Origin of the sequence: Nocardiopsis prasina DSM 43845, assembly GCF_000341265.1 — a bacterium.
Lineage (GTDB): Bacteria > Actinomycetota > Actinomycetes > Streptosporangiales > Streptosporangiaceae > Nocardiopsis > Nocardiopsis prasina.
The window spans coordinates 1-14,703 of record NZ_ANAE01000240.1 but is presented as its reverse complement, the minus strand read 5'-3'; the positions used below and the strand labels follow the sequence as shown (position 1 = coordinate 14,703).

Annotated in this window: 13 protein-coding genes and 2 pseudogenes; 4 read left to right on the top strand and 11 right to left on the bottom strand. The window is 71.8% G+C overall.

The features are described from left to right. The 4 genes from D452_RS0127260 to D452_RS0127245 form a co-directional block, all read right to left on the bottom strand. A partial coding sequence (locus D452_RS0127260; RefSeq protein ID WP_017547299.1) for an FBP domain-containing protein occupies positions 1–287 on the bottom strand: 287 nt, incomplete at its 3' end. Between the two features lie 180 nt (positions 288–467). After that, on the bottom strand, positions 468–1,454 hold the full coding sequence (locus D452_RS0127255; protein ID WP_026129727.1) for a tetratricopeptide repeat protein: 987 nt from the start codon (positions 1,452–1,454) through the stop codon (positions 468–470). A gap of 209 nt (positions 1,455–1,663) precedes the next feature. Beyond that, positions 1,664–2,911, bottom strand: coding sequence for an HRDC domain-containing protein (locus D452_RS0127250; RefSeq protein WP_017547297.1), 1,248 nt, complete (start codon positions 2,909–2,911; stop codon positions 1,664–1,666). 127 nt (positions 2,912–3,038) lie between these two features. Next, positions 3,039–3,614: a DUF3000 domain-containing protein gene (locus D452_RS0127245; protein WP_026129726.1), complete on the bottom strand. Its 576-nt coding sequence runs from the start codon at positions 3,612–3,614 to the stop codon at positions 3,039–3,041. A 352-nt stretch (positions 3,615–3,966) separates the two neighbouring features. On the opposite strand from D452_RS0127245, the gene hemE reads away from it, so the two are divergent. Next, positions 3,967–4,935, top strand: a complete 969-nt coding sequence (gene hemE / locus D452_RS0127240) for a uroporphyrinogen decarboxylase (RefSeq protein ID WP_233515801.1) — start codon at positions 3,967–3,969, stop codon at positions 4,933–4,935. 312 nt (positions 4,936–5,247) lie between these two features. Here hemE and D452_RS29165 read toward each other — a convergent pair whose 3' ends face one another. Next, positions 5,248–6,309, bottom strand: coding sequence for a DUF4349 domain-containing protein (locus D452_RS29165; RefSeq protein ID WP_017547294.1), 1,062 nt, complete (start codon positions 6,307–6,309; stop codon positions 5,248–5,250). 131 nt (positions 6,310–6,440) lie between these two features. On the opposite strand from D452_RS29165, the gene hemG reads away from it, so the two are divergent. Together hemG and hemQ are read left to right on the top strand one after the other, a co-directional pair. Further along, a complete protein-coding gene (hemG, locus tag D452_RS0127230; RefSeq protein WP_026129725.1) occupies positions 6,441–7,928 on the top strand; it encodes a protoporphyrinogen oxidase in 1,488 nt (495 codons plus the stop codon). Next, complete coding sequence (gene hemQ, locus D452_RS0127225; protein WP_017547292.1) at positions 7,925–8,635, top strand: hydrogen peroxide-dependent heme synthase; 711 nt, start codon at positions 7,925–7,927, stop codon at positions 8,633–8,635. The genes hemG and hemQ overlap by 4 nt, the downstream gene beginning before the upstream one ends. An 88-nt stretch (positions 8,636–8,723) precedes the next feature. On the opposite strand, the gene D452_RS0127220 is transcribed toward hemQ, so the two are convergent. The 3 genes from D452_RS0127220 to msrB all read right to left on the bottom strand — a co-directional run bounded on the left by D452_RS0127220 (position 8,724) and on the right by msrB (position 10,896). Further along, on the bottom strand, positions 8,724–9,536 hold the full coding sequence (locus D452_RS0127220; RefSeq protein WP_017547291.1) for a CDP-alcohol phosphatidyltransferase family protein: 813 nt from the start codon (positions 9,534–9,536) through the stop codon (positions 8,724–8,726). Further along, positions 9,523–10,191: a phosphatidylserine decarboxylase gene (locus D452_RS0127215; protein WP_017547290.1), complete on the bottom strand. Its 669-nt coding sequence runs from the start codon at positions 10,189–10,191 to the stop codon at positions 9,523–9,525. The genes D452_RS0127220 and D452_RS0127215 overlap by 14 nt, the downstream gene beginning before the upstream one ends. Before the next feature lie 258 nt (positions 10,192–10,449). Beyond that, positions 10,450–10,896, bottom strand: a complete 447-nt coding sequence (gene msrB / locus D452_RS0127210) for a peptide-methionine (R)-S-oxide reductase MsrB (protein WP_017547289.1) — start codon at positions 10,894–10,896, stop codon at positions 10,450–10,452. Between the two features lie 251 nt (positions 10,897–11,147). On the opposite strand from msrB, the pseudogene D452_RS29160 reads away from it, so the two are divergent. Next, positions 11,148–11,534 (top strand): annotated as a pseudogene (locus D452_RS29160) (hypothetical protein); the annotation flags it as partial. A gap of 325 nt (positions 11,535–11,859) precedes the next feature. On the opposite strand, the gene D452_RS0127200 reads toward D452_RS29160, so the two are convergent. From D452_RS0127200 to D452_RS0127190, 3 genes and pseudogenes are all read right to left on the bottom strand, one after another. After that, positions 11,860–12,648: a GntR family transcriptional regulator gene (locus tag D452_RS0127200; RefSeq protein WP_040695063.1), complete on the bottom strand. Its 789-nt coding sequence runs from the start codon at positions 12,646–12,648 to the stop codon at positions 11,860–11,862. A 165-nt stretch (positions 12,649–12,813) separates the two neighbouring features. Continuing rightward, a complete protein-coding gene (locus D452_RS0127195; protein ID WP_017547286.1) occupies positions 12,814–13,617 on the bottom strand; it encodes a pyrimidine reductase family protein in 804 nt (267 codons plus the stop codon). A 117-nt stretch (positions 13,618–13,734) separates the two neighbouring features. Further along, positions 13,735–14,703, bottom strand: a pseudogene (locus tag D452_RS0127190) (glycogen debranching enzyme); the annotation flags it as partial.

Here is a 14,703-nt window from a genome sequence, read left to right as displayed (position 1 = left end):
ACCCCGCCGGCGGGGTGGACGGTCAGGCAGAACGAGCAGGTCATCGACTTGAAGAAGTTGGTCCTGCGGCTCCCGGTCGGCAGTCGCAGGGCGATCCCGAGGGGTTTCTCGCCGGAGTCGACCACCAGGTAGGCCCGGCCCGGTGCCTTGGGGTCGGTCCAACCGAGGAAGTCCGTGTCCTCCCAGTCCAGGACCGGCAGGGTCGCGGGAAAGCTCAACCGCTTGGTCTCGCCCTTGGGGCAGTTGACGAACGAGGAACGGATCTCCTCGTGGCTCAGTTCGCGCATGGCTCTCTCCGGTGGGGCTGACGACTGACGGATCATGTCAGCGCGGGCGGATGGACGCGAATGGTTTTCGCATGTGGAGGCTCCTTCCCCCGAGGCCGGTGCGCACACCCGGGCACGGGAAGGGGCCGGGAACCCCCATGGAGTTCCCGGCCCCGGTGAGCGTCGGGTGTGTCGCTCGGTTCAGAGCAGCGCGTTGGCCTCGCGGTGGCGACCGGCGGCGTTGTAGGCGCCCGCCAGGTCGCGACGAAGTCTCATGGTCAACCGTCTGACCTCCGGGTCGCCCGAGGAGTTGAGCGCCACCCTGTAGGCCTCGCGCAGCACCTCGACCGCCTCGTCCGCCCGGCCCGCCTGCGTGTAGGCGCGGCCCAGCCGGTGGTGCACCGCGAGGGTGTCCAGGTGGCCCTTGCCCAGGCGACGGCGGCGTCCGGCCAGCACCATGCGCAGCTGAGAGACGGCCTCCTCGTACCGGCCGGCCATGCTCTGTGCCGCGCTCATGCCCAGCCGCAGCTCCTCACGTCGTTCGGTGGAGGCGACGTCCTCGATGGCCCGCGCGTAGTGGGCCACCGCGGCGTCCACCCGGCCGCTGCGCCGATAGCACACGGCCAGGCGCATACGCGCCTCCACCGTGTCCTCGTCGGCCGGGCCGAACTGGCTCTCCCGCTGGCCGAGCAGGATCTCCCACTGCGCGGCGGCGTCGGCGGGGCAGCCCACGTCCTCCAGCGCCCAGGCGAGGTTCTCCCGGATGATCTCGGTCCGGGGGTGGTCCTCGCCGTAGACGGCGACGGCCTCGCCCAGAGCCAGCTCGAACTGCTGCACGGCGGCCTGGCGCCGACCCATCTGGGCGTACTTGGTGGCCAGGTTGTTCCGGGCGGTGATGGTGTCCGGGTGCTCGGTGCCCAGACGCTCCACCAGGGACTGGAGGGTGCGCTCCAGCGAAGCCGCCCGTGTCCCGGCCGTGGGGGCCTTGGCCACCGTCGCGGACGCGGCCGTCCGCTGGGGCAGCGGCCGCTGCCCGGCCACCCCGCCCGCCGAGGCCGGCACCTGCTCGGGTACGGCGGCGGATTCCTCGAACTGATCGTCAGAAGCGGGCATGGCGGCCTCGGTCGAATCGACCTCGGCAGAACGCGTCAACCCCGCCTCGCGTAGCAGCGCACGCCAGAACGACAAGCAGACTCACCACATTTCCCTGATCACACGAGCCGTGAGCCTTGTGAGCCCACGATTCGGTACACACCCGTTGACGAAACGGCCCTGAGTTTTCAGAGCACGTTTCTATAACTTAATCGGACAGCGGGCTATGGAACAGGCGTGAACCACCCCCGTGTTGGGGTGAGTTCAGTCACGTCTGGGTTCAAAGCGGCTGAAGAGGGTACTGATCAGCCTTTTTCAGCACCCAGGAGCGCCGCGGCGAGGGGGTCCGCAGTGAGCCCGATCTGCCAGTTCCGGGCGCCGCGCGTGCGCAGGAACTCGCCCACGGAGTCCGGGTCCACGGGCTCCGGCGGGGCCCATGCCAACCTTCGGACGGTGTCCGGCAGCAGAAGGTTCTCGGTGGGCATCACGACGTCCTCCGCGATCCCCGTCACGGTCGCCCGCGCCGCCTCCAGCCTGCGCGCCGCCTCGGGGACGCGGTCGGCCCAGCGGTTAACCGGGGGCGGGCCGTCACCGGGGGCGTTGGGGCGCGGCAGCTCCGCCTGGGGCATCTCCCGGGCCCGGTTCACCGCCTTCATCCACGTGGTCACGTACCGGCGGGCCAGCTTGATGCCGAACTGGCGGATCTTCGTCAGGTCCGTCGCGGCGCGCGGCATCGCCGTCGCCGCCTCCACGATCGCCGCGTCCGGCAGCACCCGACCCGGGGAGATGTCGCGCTCCTGCGCGATGCGGTCGCGTTCGTACCAGAGCTCGCGCACGGCGGCCAGGGCACGCTGGTTGCGGACCTTGTGGATACCGGAGGTGCGCCGCCAGGGATCGGTGCGAGGCTCCTTGGGGGGAGCGGCCAGCACGGAGTCGAACTCCTCGCGGGCCCACTCCAGCTTCCCGGTCTCCTCCAGCTCCGTCTCCAGGGCGTTGCGCAGCTCGATGAGGATCTCCACGTCCAGGGCCGCGTAGCGCAGCCAGTCCTCGGGCAGCGGACGCTGTGACCAGTCCACCGCCGAGTGCTCTTTTGCCAGACGCACGTTGAGCAGTCGCTCCACCATGAACCCGAGTCCGACCCGCTGGTAGCCCAGCAGCCGCCCGGCCAGTTCGGTGTCGAACAGCCGGTTCGGGCGCAGGTTGATCTCGGTCAGGCACGGCAGGTCCTGGTGCGCGGCGTGCAGCACCACCTCGGCGCCGTCCATCGCGGAGTTGAGCTCGCTCAGGTCCGGGCACGCGATGGGGTCGATCAGCGCCGACCCCGAGCCCTCCCGACGCAGCTGCACCAGGTAGGCGCGCTGCCCGTACCGGTACCCCGAGGCGCGCTCGGCGTCCACGGCGACGGGCCCCGAACCCGAGGTCAGAGCGGCTATGACTCCGGCGAGAGAAGCCGCGTCGGAGGTGACCTCGGGCAGGCCCTCGCGCGGCTCCCGCAGTAGGGGCGCCCTCTCCGCGTCGTCGTCGGGTTCGCGGGGGTCTGTCTTGGAGTTCAACGCGTTCGCCACACCACTACGGTATGCGCTGTCGCCACCGAACGCAGATACGGGCCGTTTCGGGATCGGCGGGCGATACCGGCCCGCCGGGTTCCGCGCCGGGGTCGGGGGCGCGTCCGGGGGCCGCTCAGGGACGGGATCGCTGGCGTGCGATGTCGGTGACGTCCAGCGGCGGGAGACCCGACGCCGACGCCAGCAAAGCCAGCCAGGCGTTCATGTGCCCGGACAGGTCCTCGGACTCCGGGGTCCACGAGGCGCGCATCTCGACCTCCGTGGTGGCCCCCTCGTGGGCCTTGGTCCCGAACCCCTCGGTGGTGGCGCGGGTGACCGTACCGCTCAGGGTGTGGTGGGTGGCGCCGTGGGCCTCCAGCGCGTCGGTGAGCCAGCTCCAGGCCACCGGGCCCAGCAGGGGGTCGGTCGCGATCTCCGACTCCAGTTCGGAGTTGGCCTGGCAGACCACCCGGAAGGGACCGGGCCAGTCGCGGGTGCCCTCGGGGTCGTACAGGACGATCAGCCGTCCCCAGGCGATCTCCTCGCCCTGGACCGAGACCTCGGCCGACACGGCGGCGGAGTGTGGCGCCAGCCGTTGGGGCGAAGGGATCTCCCGAACGGCGATCTCGGGGCGGATGAGGGGAGAGCGCAGGGCCTCGACCGCTCGCCGGAACGTCTCTTGAGCGTTCTCGGCGCTACCGACATCGGGCATGGTGGAAACGTCAGCCTTCATTTGGTGGTGATCACGCGTCCTGGCGGGGGTCGTCGAGACGTGCCCCGCCGATGGTGTGATGGTGGGCACGGAGTCGACCGTGGCACGACAGACCCGCGCCGAGTCGCAGTTCCCCCGGCGTGTCGGTCTTTTGTGATGATCTTGGGACCGCCCGGATGCCCGTCCGACCCGGTTCGCCCCCGCCCGGACCGGATCGTTCCCCCGACGGTGACCACCGACTACGCCGATCCGAGTGAGACCACCGGGGCGGGCATGGCACGATTCAAGGGTGACGCTTCAAGAATCTCCCTTCCTCCGCGCCTGCCGGCGCCTCCCGGTGTCCCACACACCGGTGTGGTTCATGCGCCAGGCCGGGCGCTCCCTGCCCGAGTACCGACGGCTCCGCGCCGACGTGCCGATGCTTGAGGCGTGTGCGCGGCCCGACATGATCACCGAGATCACGATGCAGCCGGTCCGCCGCTACGACGTGGACGCCGCGATCTTCTTCAGCGACATCGTGGTTCCGCTCAAGGCCATCGGGATCGACCTGGACATCAAGCCGGGCGTGGGCCCGGTGGTCGACGAGCCGATCCGCGACGCCAGCGGGATCAAGCGTCTGCGCGAGCTCGAACCCGGTGACGTCCCGTACGTCACCGAGGCGGTCGGCCAGCTCCTGGGTGAGCTCGGCGACAAGCCGCTCATCGGGTTCGCCGGTGCCCCGTTCACGCTGGCCTCCTACCTCATCGAGGGCGGGCCGTCGAAGAACCATGAGCGCACCAAGGCGCTGATGTACGGCGAGCCCGAGCTGTGGGACGAGCTCATGCGGCGCCTCGCGACCATCACCCTGGCCTTCCTGCGGACCCAGATCGAGGCGGGGGCCAGCGCGGTCCAGCTCTTCGACTCCTGGGTGGGGGCGCTCAGCGCCGAGGACTACCGTGCCTCGGTGCTGCCCTACACCTCGTGGATCTTCGGCCAGCTGAGCGAGTACGAGGTGCCGCGCATCCACTTCGGCGTGGGCACCGGCGAGCTGCTGAGCCTGCTCAGCGAGGCCGGGGCCGACGTGGTGGGCGTGGACTGGCGGGTGCCCCTGGACAAGGCCGTCCAGCGGGTCCAGCCGGGCACGGCGCTCCAGGGCAACCTGGACCCGGCCACCCTGTTCGCTCCCTGGGAGGTCGTCGCGGACCGTACGCGCGACATCCTGGCGCGGGGCCGCGCCGCCGACGGCCACATCTTCAACCTCGGCCACGGCGTGCTGCCCAGCACCGACCCGAGCATGCTCGAACGCCTCACCGCCTTCGTGCACGAGGAGACCGCCAGCTAGGGCGTGTCTTCTGGATCCTCAACGGACGCCCGCGGCGCGGTGTCCCCGCGTTTCCACCAGGCGCCTCTGGCTGCGCCGACGGAGCTCGGACAGCCACCATCGGGCGGGCCCCCGCTGTGCGACTCCGCGGAGCTTGCCCAGCAGGTGCAGAGGTGGGGGTGATGGCAGCTCGCCTCGGCGGCGGCTCCGCTGCCACGGGCGAAAGCATCCAAAGAACACGCCCCGGGTGCACCTTCACGCACACACGTGCCGAGGCCCGGCCCCCCGCGAGGGGAGCCGGGCCTCGGCACGTTCCCGGGGGCTTCGTCCGGGTCAGCCGCGGAGCCCGCCGTCGTCCCTCGTGCCGGGACCCGTCTCCGTGTCCCGATCCGGCTCCGGTTCGGCGGCCGACGCGTCGTCGTTTCCGCCCGGGGTCCCGGCTCCCAAGCCGGCGGCCTTCTCGGAGTCGCGCTCCCGACGTGCCCGGCGACGCCCGCGCCACGCCCACAGCGGCCAGGCCCCGACCACCGCGACCACCACGGCGAAGGGCAGCAGCCAGCCCACGAGCACGGCCAGCCCCTGGCCCAGGTCCACCAGCGCGCGCCACCCGCGTTCGAGGCCGCCCAGGAACCCGACGGAGTCCCGGACCGGCTCCTCCAGGTAGGTCGTCGGCGGCTGGAGGGTCAGGTGCACCGTGGAGTAGGAGGTCTGGTTGTCCAGCACCTTCAGCCGGGCCTGGAGCGCCTCCAGGTCCTCCTGACGCCGCTGGATCTCGCCCTCCACCCGCAGGAGGTCGTCGACGTCCCGGGCCTCCTCCAAGTAGCCGCGCAGGGTCTCCAGGGCGGTCTCGGAGGACTCGATCCGGCTCTCGACGTCGGCCACCTCCTCGGTGACGTCCTGTACGGACCGCTCCAGCATGGAGCGGTCGCCCAGTTCGGCCAGGTCCTCCAGCACGCCCTCGTAGTCCTCGTCCGGGACGCGGAGGGTCAGGTATCCCGCGGGGTGGTCGTCCCGGGGTGTGGAGAGGCTCTCGGCCTCCACGTAGCCGTCGGTGTCCAGGGTGAGCCGCTTGGCCCCTTCGGCCGCCGCCGCCACGTCCTCGACGCGCACGGTCATGTCGGCGGTGTGGACCAGGCGCCGGTCGGCGACCTCCACATCCGTGTCCCCGCCGCTCTCGGCTCCGTCCTCCACCTCCAAGGCGCCCTCCGCGGAGAACTCCGCTCCGGCCTCGTCCCCGGACCCGGCCGCGGAGTCTGCCTGCCGCTCCGGAGCGGTCAGGTTCGCGGGTTCGGGTGCGCCGCTGTCGGAGGAGGCCCCACAGGAGGCGAGCAGGAGGACTGCCAGGCCGGAGGCGACGGTCAGTCCCGCGGCACGGCCCGCACGGGGCGGCGTCAACGCTGAAGTGTCCATGCCGCTTCGACGCGACCCGGGCGGGCATCGTTTCCCCCGCGCCATAACGGGACGGCAACGGCCGTCTTCGGGGACGTCGGATCACTGTGACGCGCGGCATCTGGGAAGCTGGTGACATGCCTGAAGCACCGCATGTCGTCGTGATCGGCGGCGGGGTCTCCGGACTCACCGCCGCGCACCGCCTGAACGGTCGGGGGGTCGCCACCACGGTGGTCGAGGCCGCCGACGTCCCGGGGGGCAAGCTCCGCGCCTCGCCCGTGGCCGGTGTGTCCGTCGACGCCGGTGCCGAGGCGGTGCTCGCGCGCCGACCCGAGGCCCTCGACCTCTTCGGCGAGCTCGGCCTGGACGACCAGGTGGTGCACCCCGGGACCGGTGGCGCGGCCATCTACAGCCGCGGCCGCGTCCGCTCCCTGCCCAAGGGCCAGCTCATGGGCGTGCCCGGGGACCTGCGGGCCCTGGCCCGCAGCGGGGTCCTCTCCCCGGCCGGAACCCTGCGCGCCGCCCTCGACCTGGTGTGGCCCCGCACCCCGGTGCGCTCCGACGTGCCTGTGGCCGCCTACGTCGGCGCGCGCATGGGCCGACAGGTGGTGGACCGGCTGGTCGAACCCCTCCTTGGAGGCGTCTACGCCGGGCGGGCCGACGAACTCTCCCTGGAGTCCACCCTCCCGCAGATCGCCCCGATGGCCCGCCGGGACCGCTCCCTGATGAGCGCGGTGCACACGAGCCTGAGCGGGCGAGGCGCCGCCCCCACCAAGTCCGGACCGGTCTTCGCCTCCCTGCGCGGCGGCGTCGCCTCACTCGTGGACGCGCTCGCGTCGCGACAGAAGGACCTGCGGACCGGCACCCGGGCCCACTCCCTGGAGCGGGTCCCTGGAGGCTGGAGGGTGCGCCTGGAGGGCGCGGGCGGGGTGACCGGAGGGGAGCACGTCGACTGCGACGCCGTCCTGCTCGCCTGCCCCGCTCCCGAGGCCGCCCGTCTGCTCGCCGACACCGAACCCGAGTCCGCGCGGGAGCTGCGCCGGATCGAGTACGCGAGCATGGCGCTGGTGACCTTCGCCCTGCCCGCCGCAGCCTTCCCGCGCCCGCTCACCGGTACCGGCTTCCTGGTCCCGGCGGGTGAGGGCCTGACCATCAAGGCGGCCACGTTCTCCAGTAACAAGTGGCCCTGGCTGGCCCAGGAGCTGGATAGGGTCAACCCGGGGGAGGACCTGCTGGTCCTGCGCTGCTCCATCGGCCGGTTCGGAGACGGGGGCGCACTGCGCCGTTCCGACGGGGAACTGGCTCGGGCCGCTCTCTCGGACCTCGCGCATGTGACCGGTCTGCGCGGGACTCCGGTGGAGACCCGGGTGACCCGGTGGACGGACGGACTGCCGCAGTACGCCGTCGGCCACGCCGACCGGGTGGAACGCGTCCGGTCCGGCGTGCGACACCACCCGGGACTGGGTGTGTGCGGCGCCGCCTACGGGGGAGTGGGCATCCCCGCCTGTGTCGCCGACGCGAGCCGTGAGGCCGCGCGCCTGGCCGACACCCTCACCGACCACAGCCGCACCAGCGGCGCCGACCAGAGCGCCGCCGGACCGAACCAGCAAGGAGTCAACCCGTGACGGGGCAGCAGAACGAGGCCGTCGCCCAGGACGGCACCGACCTCAACAAACTCATCCGCTACACCATGTGGTCGGTCTTCCGTGTCGGCGGCCTGGAGGGCGTGGACCGCGCCGCCGCCGCAGAGGAGCTCCAGGGCCTCCTCGACAAGGCCGCCGAGCAGGGCGTGACCACGCGCGGCAGCTACGACGTCCAGGGCTTCCGCGCCGACGCCGACATCATGTTCTGGTGGATCGCCGACACCCCCGAGCAGCTCCAGGGCGTCTACTCCGAGTTCCGCCGCACCCGGATCGGCCGCGCCGGCACCGCGGTGTGGTCGGTCATGGGCCTGCACCGCCCCGCCGAGTTCAACCGGGGCCACGTTCCGGCCTTCATGGCCGGGGAGGAGCCGCGCGACAACATCTGCGTGTACCCGTTCGTGCGCTCCTACGAGTGGTACCTGCTGCCCGACGACGAGCGCCGCGCCATGCTCGCCGAGCACGGCCGTATGGCCGCCCCGTACCCGGACGTGCGGGCCAACACGGTCTCCTCGTTCGGTCTGAACGACTACGAGTGGCTGCTGGCCTTCGAGGCCGACGAGCTGTACCGCATCGTGGACCTCATGCGCCACCTGCGCGGCGCCAAGGCCCGCCTGCACACCCGCGAGGAGCTGCCCTTCTACACCGGGCGCCGCAAGAGCGTGGCCGAGCTGGTCGACTCCCTGCCGTAACCGGCCCCCCGTACGACAGGGACGGCCCCCGCACCGATGGGCGCGGGGGCCGTCCTTCGTCGTCACGCCGGACCGGCGTCCGTGGACGCTACTCGATGCGCGGGCCGACGTGCGGCGTCGCGCGACGGGTGGCGATCACGTAGAAGGGGAGCGAGACGATCGTGAGCAGTACCAGGGCGCTCATGAGGTAGATCAGCGCCTCACCGGCGGGCAGCCCCAGCCCCCAGGCGGCGATGAAGGCCACCCCCGTGGCGAGCATGCCCAGCACCACGTAGATCCGCTTCCCACGCGGTTTGGGGTACTCCATCCGGCTGACCATCAGCCACGAGACGAGCAGCACCGCCGCGACCCCGGCCAGCAGCGGCGGGTCCAGCAGCACGATCGTGACCACGGCCATCGCCCCGAACGGGCACGGGAGTCCGGTGAAGTAGTTCGCGTCGGGGGCCTGGCAGGAGAACCTGGCCAGTCGGACGATCACCGCGAGCAGCACGGCGCCGCCCGCCAACACGGGCAGTACTCCGGCGCCACCCGTGATGGTGCCCCACACCACGAAGAAGAACGCCGGGGCGAACCCGAAGCTGATCACGTCGGCGAGGTTGTCCAGCTCCGCGCCCATGCCGCTGCCGCCCAGCTTGCGGGCGACCCGGCCGTCGAGCACGTCGAGGGTGGCGGCGACCATCATCAGACCCACGGCCGTGGCCATCGCCGACTTCGGCAGCGGTCCGGCCGCGCCCCCGGCCAGGTGCGCGGCCTGGGCCGTGGCCAGTGCCCACACCGCGAGGAAACCGCACAGGGCGTTGCCCAGCGTCAGGTAGTCAGCCACGCCCAGGCGGAGCCGGGGCGCCTCCTCGGAGAGGTCGGAGGCGGCCCGTGCTGCGGGGACGGTCTCAGTCGGCGTCAAGACGGGTTTCTCCGGCGCGGACCTTCTGGCCGACCTCCACCGCCGGGGCGACCCCGGTCGGAAGGTAGACGTCGACGCGTGACCCGAACCGGATGAGGCCGATCCTCTCGCCTTGCTCGACCTTCTGCCCCGCAGCGAGATACGGGACGATACGCCGGACCAACGCGCCGGCGATTTGAACGACCGTGATCTCACCGATCTCGGTTTCAAGGGTCCAGATGACGCGCTCATTACGCTCGCTGTCCTTGTCGAAGGCGGGGCGGAAACCCCCGGGGCGGTGCTCGACGCCGGTCACGACTCCGGCGAGGGGCGCACGGTTGACGTGCACGTTGAGGGGATTCATGAACACCGCGACCCTGATCCGCCCGTCGGGCTGGGGGTCGAGGCTCTGTACGACGCCGTCGGCCGCGGACAGGACCCGCCCGGTCGCCGGACCCCTGTTGGGGTCCCGGAAGAACCAGGTCATCCCCGCCGCCAGGGCGATCACCGGGGCGGCGGCCACGGCCCCGGCCCGGGAACGCCGGGCGAGCAGGGCGGCGGCGCCGGCCGCGCCGAGCGCCGGCACCAGCCACGGGGCGGAACCCTGGGCCATGCCGAAGCGTGGTCTGGCCGGGGGGCGCGGGGAGACGGAGGAGGAAGGTGAGTCGTCGGTCATCGAGCGCTTTCGTCGCGGGTCGGTCGGTCGCCCGCACATCGGTTACCGCTGTGAGGGGTGAACCCGGCGGTGGCCGGGTTCGCGTGTGCGCGGTCACCGGGTGGGGTCCCGCCGCGCGCGCCCTCCGGTCGACTTCTGGCCGAACGTCGGTGCGCTGGTGAGATTATCGCCGATCCGGAGGGAGCGGGGATCGGGCTGGCATCCGGGACGGTCCCGTTCGGGTGTCCGGGCGGTCCCCGACCCAGGATGCCATGCCCCCTACTCCGTGGGCTCCAGGGTGAGGGCGACGGAGTTGATGCAGTACCGGAGGTCCGTGGGGGTGTCGTACCCCTCGCCCTCGAAGACGTGACCCAGGTGGGAGCCGCAGGTGGCGCATCGCACCTCGGTGCGCACCGTCCCGAGCGAGGCGTCCCTGTGCAGGGTCACGGCGTCGGTGTCGGCCGGGTCGAAGAAGCTCGGCCACCCGCAGTGGGAGTCGAACTTCTCGCCGGAGCGGAAGAGTTCGCTTCCGCACCCCCGGCAACGGTAGACACCCGTGGTCTTGGTGTCCACGTACTTCCCGGTCCAGGCGCGTTCGGTGCCCGAGAGGCGGAGCACGGCGTACTCCTGCTCGTTGAGGCGCTCGCGCCACTCCTGGTCGCTCTTGGGAAGGTCCCTGGGTGCCCCGCCGTTGGTGTCCGGGGCCTGGTCCGCTGCGTCAGCCATGGTGACGACGCTACCCGGAAACGTGCTCCGGTGCCGACAGGGGACACGGTGTGAAGAAAACGGGCTTAAGCCCACGCTCTATGTAAATCATCTTTAAAGGCCACATACGCCTAACTTCACCTTCGATGACGTTCGGTGGTCGAACGTGCGGGTACGGCTCTTGCAGGGGTCAGTGATCGAGGTGCACTGAGGCAGGTGGCATGGCTGTTACAGCTCAACAGGCACTCGGAGTGAGTAAGCGGCCTCTGCGCGTGGGCAGGATCCGGTACGGAGTGTGGTGGTTGGACCAGACCACCGCCGGACCCCGGTCACGGGTGCGGGCCGTCGGGGACGGCGCCGCACGCGTGGGCCGGAGAGTGGGACGGGAGCTTCGCTGGGCCGCTGAGCTCAGCCTGCGTTCCACCGTCGCCGGAATCGAGTACGCGCGGCCGGAGCCCTGGGGGGACCGCAAGCTGTTCGGGCTGGTGACGGCGATCGCTGTCGGAGCCCTGGTGGTGGCGGTCGTGCTGGGGATGGGCATGGCGCAGTGGGCGATGACCTCGTCCAGCGCCATGTTCTTCGCGGCGGCCGGGGCCGTGGCGGTGGGACTCACCCTCCTGCCGCTCTCGTACCTGGTCTTCGTCTCCCGTCGCGGTCGAGCCCCGAGCGCGGAGACGGAGAGCCCGAGCGAGGGGACGCCTCACAGCGAGGTCCCGAGCGAGGTGGTCGCGGTCGTGGTGCGTCCGCGCGTGGGCGACCACCTCACGGGGACCCCGAGCGGGGAGTCCGTGACCGCGGAGAGTCCGAGTGCGAGCGTCACAAGGTAGCGACGGACGGCGGGCCGTGTCGCGTCCGCCACGAGAGAGGGAGGGGCGCCCCACACGGGGCGCCCCTCCCGTCTTCCCCAAGCGGGGAGGGCGCACGATCAGCGGGCGCGGGGGCGCGTGTGACCCGAGGCGGGGCGGGGACGTCTCCGGGGAGGGTTCAGGCGTCGAAGTCGTACTGCAACACGTACGCCGAGCCGTCCATGGTGATCTCGTTGAACTCCACGGGCCGGTGGTCGGCGGTCAGCGCGGTCCGCACCACCTCCAGCACGGGGGTGCCCGGGGCCAGGTTCAGCTCCTTCGCCTCCTCGGGTGTGGGCATGCGCACCCGGATCTCCTCGGTGAAGTGCGCGGGGGCGCTCCCGAGTTCCGCGAGCCGCGCGTAGATGCCCCCGGGGCCGCTGTCCTCGGCCCGGACGCGGCGCGCGGCGGGGGCCTCCTCCCGTCCCGCCCACAGGTGCGGGGGCAGGTGCGAGACGGCGCTCTGCACCGGTCGTCCGTCCACCAGGTAGCGCCGGGAGCGGCGCACCACGGTGGATCCCTCGTCCAGTTCCAGGGCCCGCAGGACGTGGTCGTGGGGGACGAGCTCGTCGACGACGAGCCCCGCCACCTCGTACCCGCGTGTGTCGCCGTCGGTCTGCCAGATGGCCCGTCCGGCACCCCACAGGTCCTTCGACAGGCGTCGGGCGCCGTGTCTTCGAAGGGGGCGGAAGGCGCGCACGTAGATACCGGACCCGCGCACCGCCACCGCCAGGCCCTCGTTGATGAGTACGGACAGGGCCTGCCGGGCGGTCGCCCGGGCGACGCCGTGGCGCTCCATGAGGGCGTTCTCCCCGGGGAGGCGGTCGCCGTCGGCGTACCGTCCGGAGCGGATCCGTCCTCGTAGTTCCTCGGCAATCTCCCGGTACACCGGAGGGGACCCGTTCTCGGACGTCGGCACCACGTTCATCCTCTCGCCCAGGGGCCGCACCGGTGAGCCCCGCCGGTGCGGTGTGTCCATTCGGTGTGCCTCCCTAGGGAGGCACACAACGGGTATGTCCGGTTGCGGGATGGTTCATGCGTCGTTGTGGGGTGGCCGAAACCGAGCGGTTATGGGGAGGACCCGCGCGGGCCCCTATTCCCTCAGGTAACGCGTGAACAGGTGGCCCTGCGCCTCCAGCAGGTGCGCCATCCGCACGGGTGTGCTCTTCGCGGAGGTGTGCTCCAGGGTGCCGGGCGTCCCCGGGCCGCCGGTGACGATGCGGGGCGATCCCGCGCCCAGCAGGTGCGGGCTCACCGTCAGGCAGAGCTCGTCCAGCAGCCCCGCCGCCACGAACTCCGCGAGCAGGTGCGGGCCGCCCTCGGTCAGCACTCGGTACAGGCCTCGCTCGGCCAAGGCGTTCACGATGTGCTCGGGTCCCACCGAGACGCCGTCGACCACCACGAGATCGGCGTGCTCGGCCACGAACTCCCGGAGTTCGGCGGGGGCGTCCGCGACGGTGAACACGATCGTGCGGGCGTCGTCGGGTGCCGTGGTGAGCAGCTCCGCGTCGATTTCGAGTGAGCGCGAGACCACCGCGACGCGAGGCGTGGCCGGACGGCCCTCACGCAGCCGGTCCCACACCTCGCGCGGCCGCACCGGCCGGTAGCCCTCCTTGCGCGCGGTGGCGGCGCCGACGAGGACGACGTCGCACAGTCCGCGCAGCAGCCCCATGACCCTGCGGTCGGGGTCCGAGGACAGGTCGCGGCTGCGCCCCGAGGGGCCGATCGCCCCGCCGTCGGCGCTGGCGACCATGTTGGCGCGCAGCCAGGGCCGGTCCAGGGCCAGAGGATAGGCGTAGGCCTGGGCCAGGTCCACGTCGGTGTTGCCGGGGACGGGCAGGAGTTCGCGGAAGCGGGCGGGCTCCGGGGCGGGGTCCGCGCTGTGTTTGCTCGACATGGTCACCCAGGTTAGGGGTGCGGACCGGGTGTACGGCGTAGGGCCGGGTCCCGTCGAGGGACCCGGCCCCTCCCCGGCCCCTCCGGCCCGGGGGAGCCGCTCCGGACGCGTGCCCGGTCAGCCGTGGCGGTGTGAGACCCGCCTCAGCAGAGTCAGGGCGCGGTCGATCACCCGGACGGGTCCCCCCGCCGTGACGAACGGACGCCCCTCCACGTCCGGATCGGCGGTGTCCAGCACGGTCTCCCAGGCCATGCCGTACTCGGTGCCCGGAAGCTTGAACTCCACCGTCTCGGGGCCGCTGTTGAGCAGCAGCACGAAGGAGCTGTCGCGGATGCGGCGCCCGCGCGAGTCGGGTTCGGTGATGGCGTCCCCGTTGAGGAACACCCCCAGAGCCCGCTCGCCGGTGTCCCAGTCGTCGCCCTCCATGGTCGAGCCGTCCGGGCGCAGCCACGAGATGTCCGGCAGCCCGTCCGCCCCCGCCCTGGTGCTCTCAACCGGGCTCCCCTGGAAGAAGCGCCGGCGCCGGAAGACCGGGTGTTCGCGACGCAGCCGCGCCAGGTCGCGAACGTAGGCCAGGAGGTCGTTGCCGGGGTAGTCGCCGGTCATCCCCGCCCCCTCCCAGTCGATCCAGGCGATCTCGTTGTCCTGGCAGTACGCGTTGTTGTTGCCGCCCTGGGTACGCCCGATCTCGTCACCGTGCGAGATCATCACCACGCCCTGCGACAGGTACAGGGTGGTGAGGTAGTTGCGGACCTGCCTGCGGCGCAGCGTGAGGATCGCGGGATCCTCGGTGGGGCCCTCCACCCCGTGGTTCCAGGAGCGGTTGTCGTCGGTGCCGTCCCGGTTGTTCTCGCCGTTGGCCTCGTTGTGCTTGTCGTTGTAGGAGACGAGGTCGGCCATGGTGAAGCCGTCGTGGCAGGTGATGAAGTTGATCGAGGCCACCGGTCGGCGCCCGTCGTCCTGGTACAGGTCGCTCGATCCGGCGAGGCGCGAGGCCAGTTCGCCCTTGACCGGCTCGCCGCGCCAGAAGTCGCGGACGGTGTCGCGGTACTTGCCGTTCCACTCGGTCCACAGCGGCGGGAAGTT

Excerpts from the sequence above, each read along its gene's own strand:
- D452_RS0127245 (WP_026129726.1), bottom strand. The coding sequence starts at position 3,614 with ATGCCCGATGTCGGTAGCGCCGAGAACGCTCAAGAGACGTTCCGGCGA.
- hemG (WP_026129725.1), top strand. The coding sequence starts at position 6,441 with ATGCCTGAAGCACCGCATGTCGTCGTGATCGGCGGCGGGGTCTCCGGA.
- D452_RS0127200 (WP_040695063.1), bottom strand. The coding sequence starts at position 12,648 with ATGAACGTGGTGCCGACGTCCGAGAACGGGTCCCCTCCGGTGTACCGG.
- D452_RS0127215 (WP_017547290.1), bottom strand. The coding sequence starts at position 10,191 with ATGACCGACGACTCACCTTCCTCCTCCGTCTCCCCGCGCCCCCCGGCC.
- D452_RS0127195 (WP_017547286.1), bottom strand. The coding sequence starts at position 13,617 with ATGTCGAGCAAACACAGCGCGGACCCCGCCCCGGAGCCCGCCCGCTTC.
- msrB (WP_017547289.1), bottom strand. The coding sequence starts at position 10,896 with ATGGCTGACGCAGCGGACCAGGCCCCGGACACCAACGGCGGGGCACCC.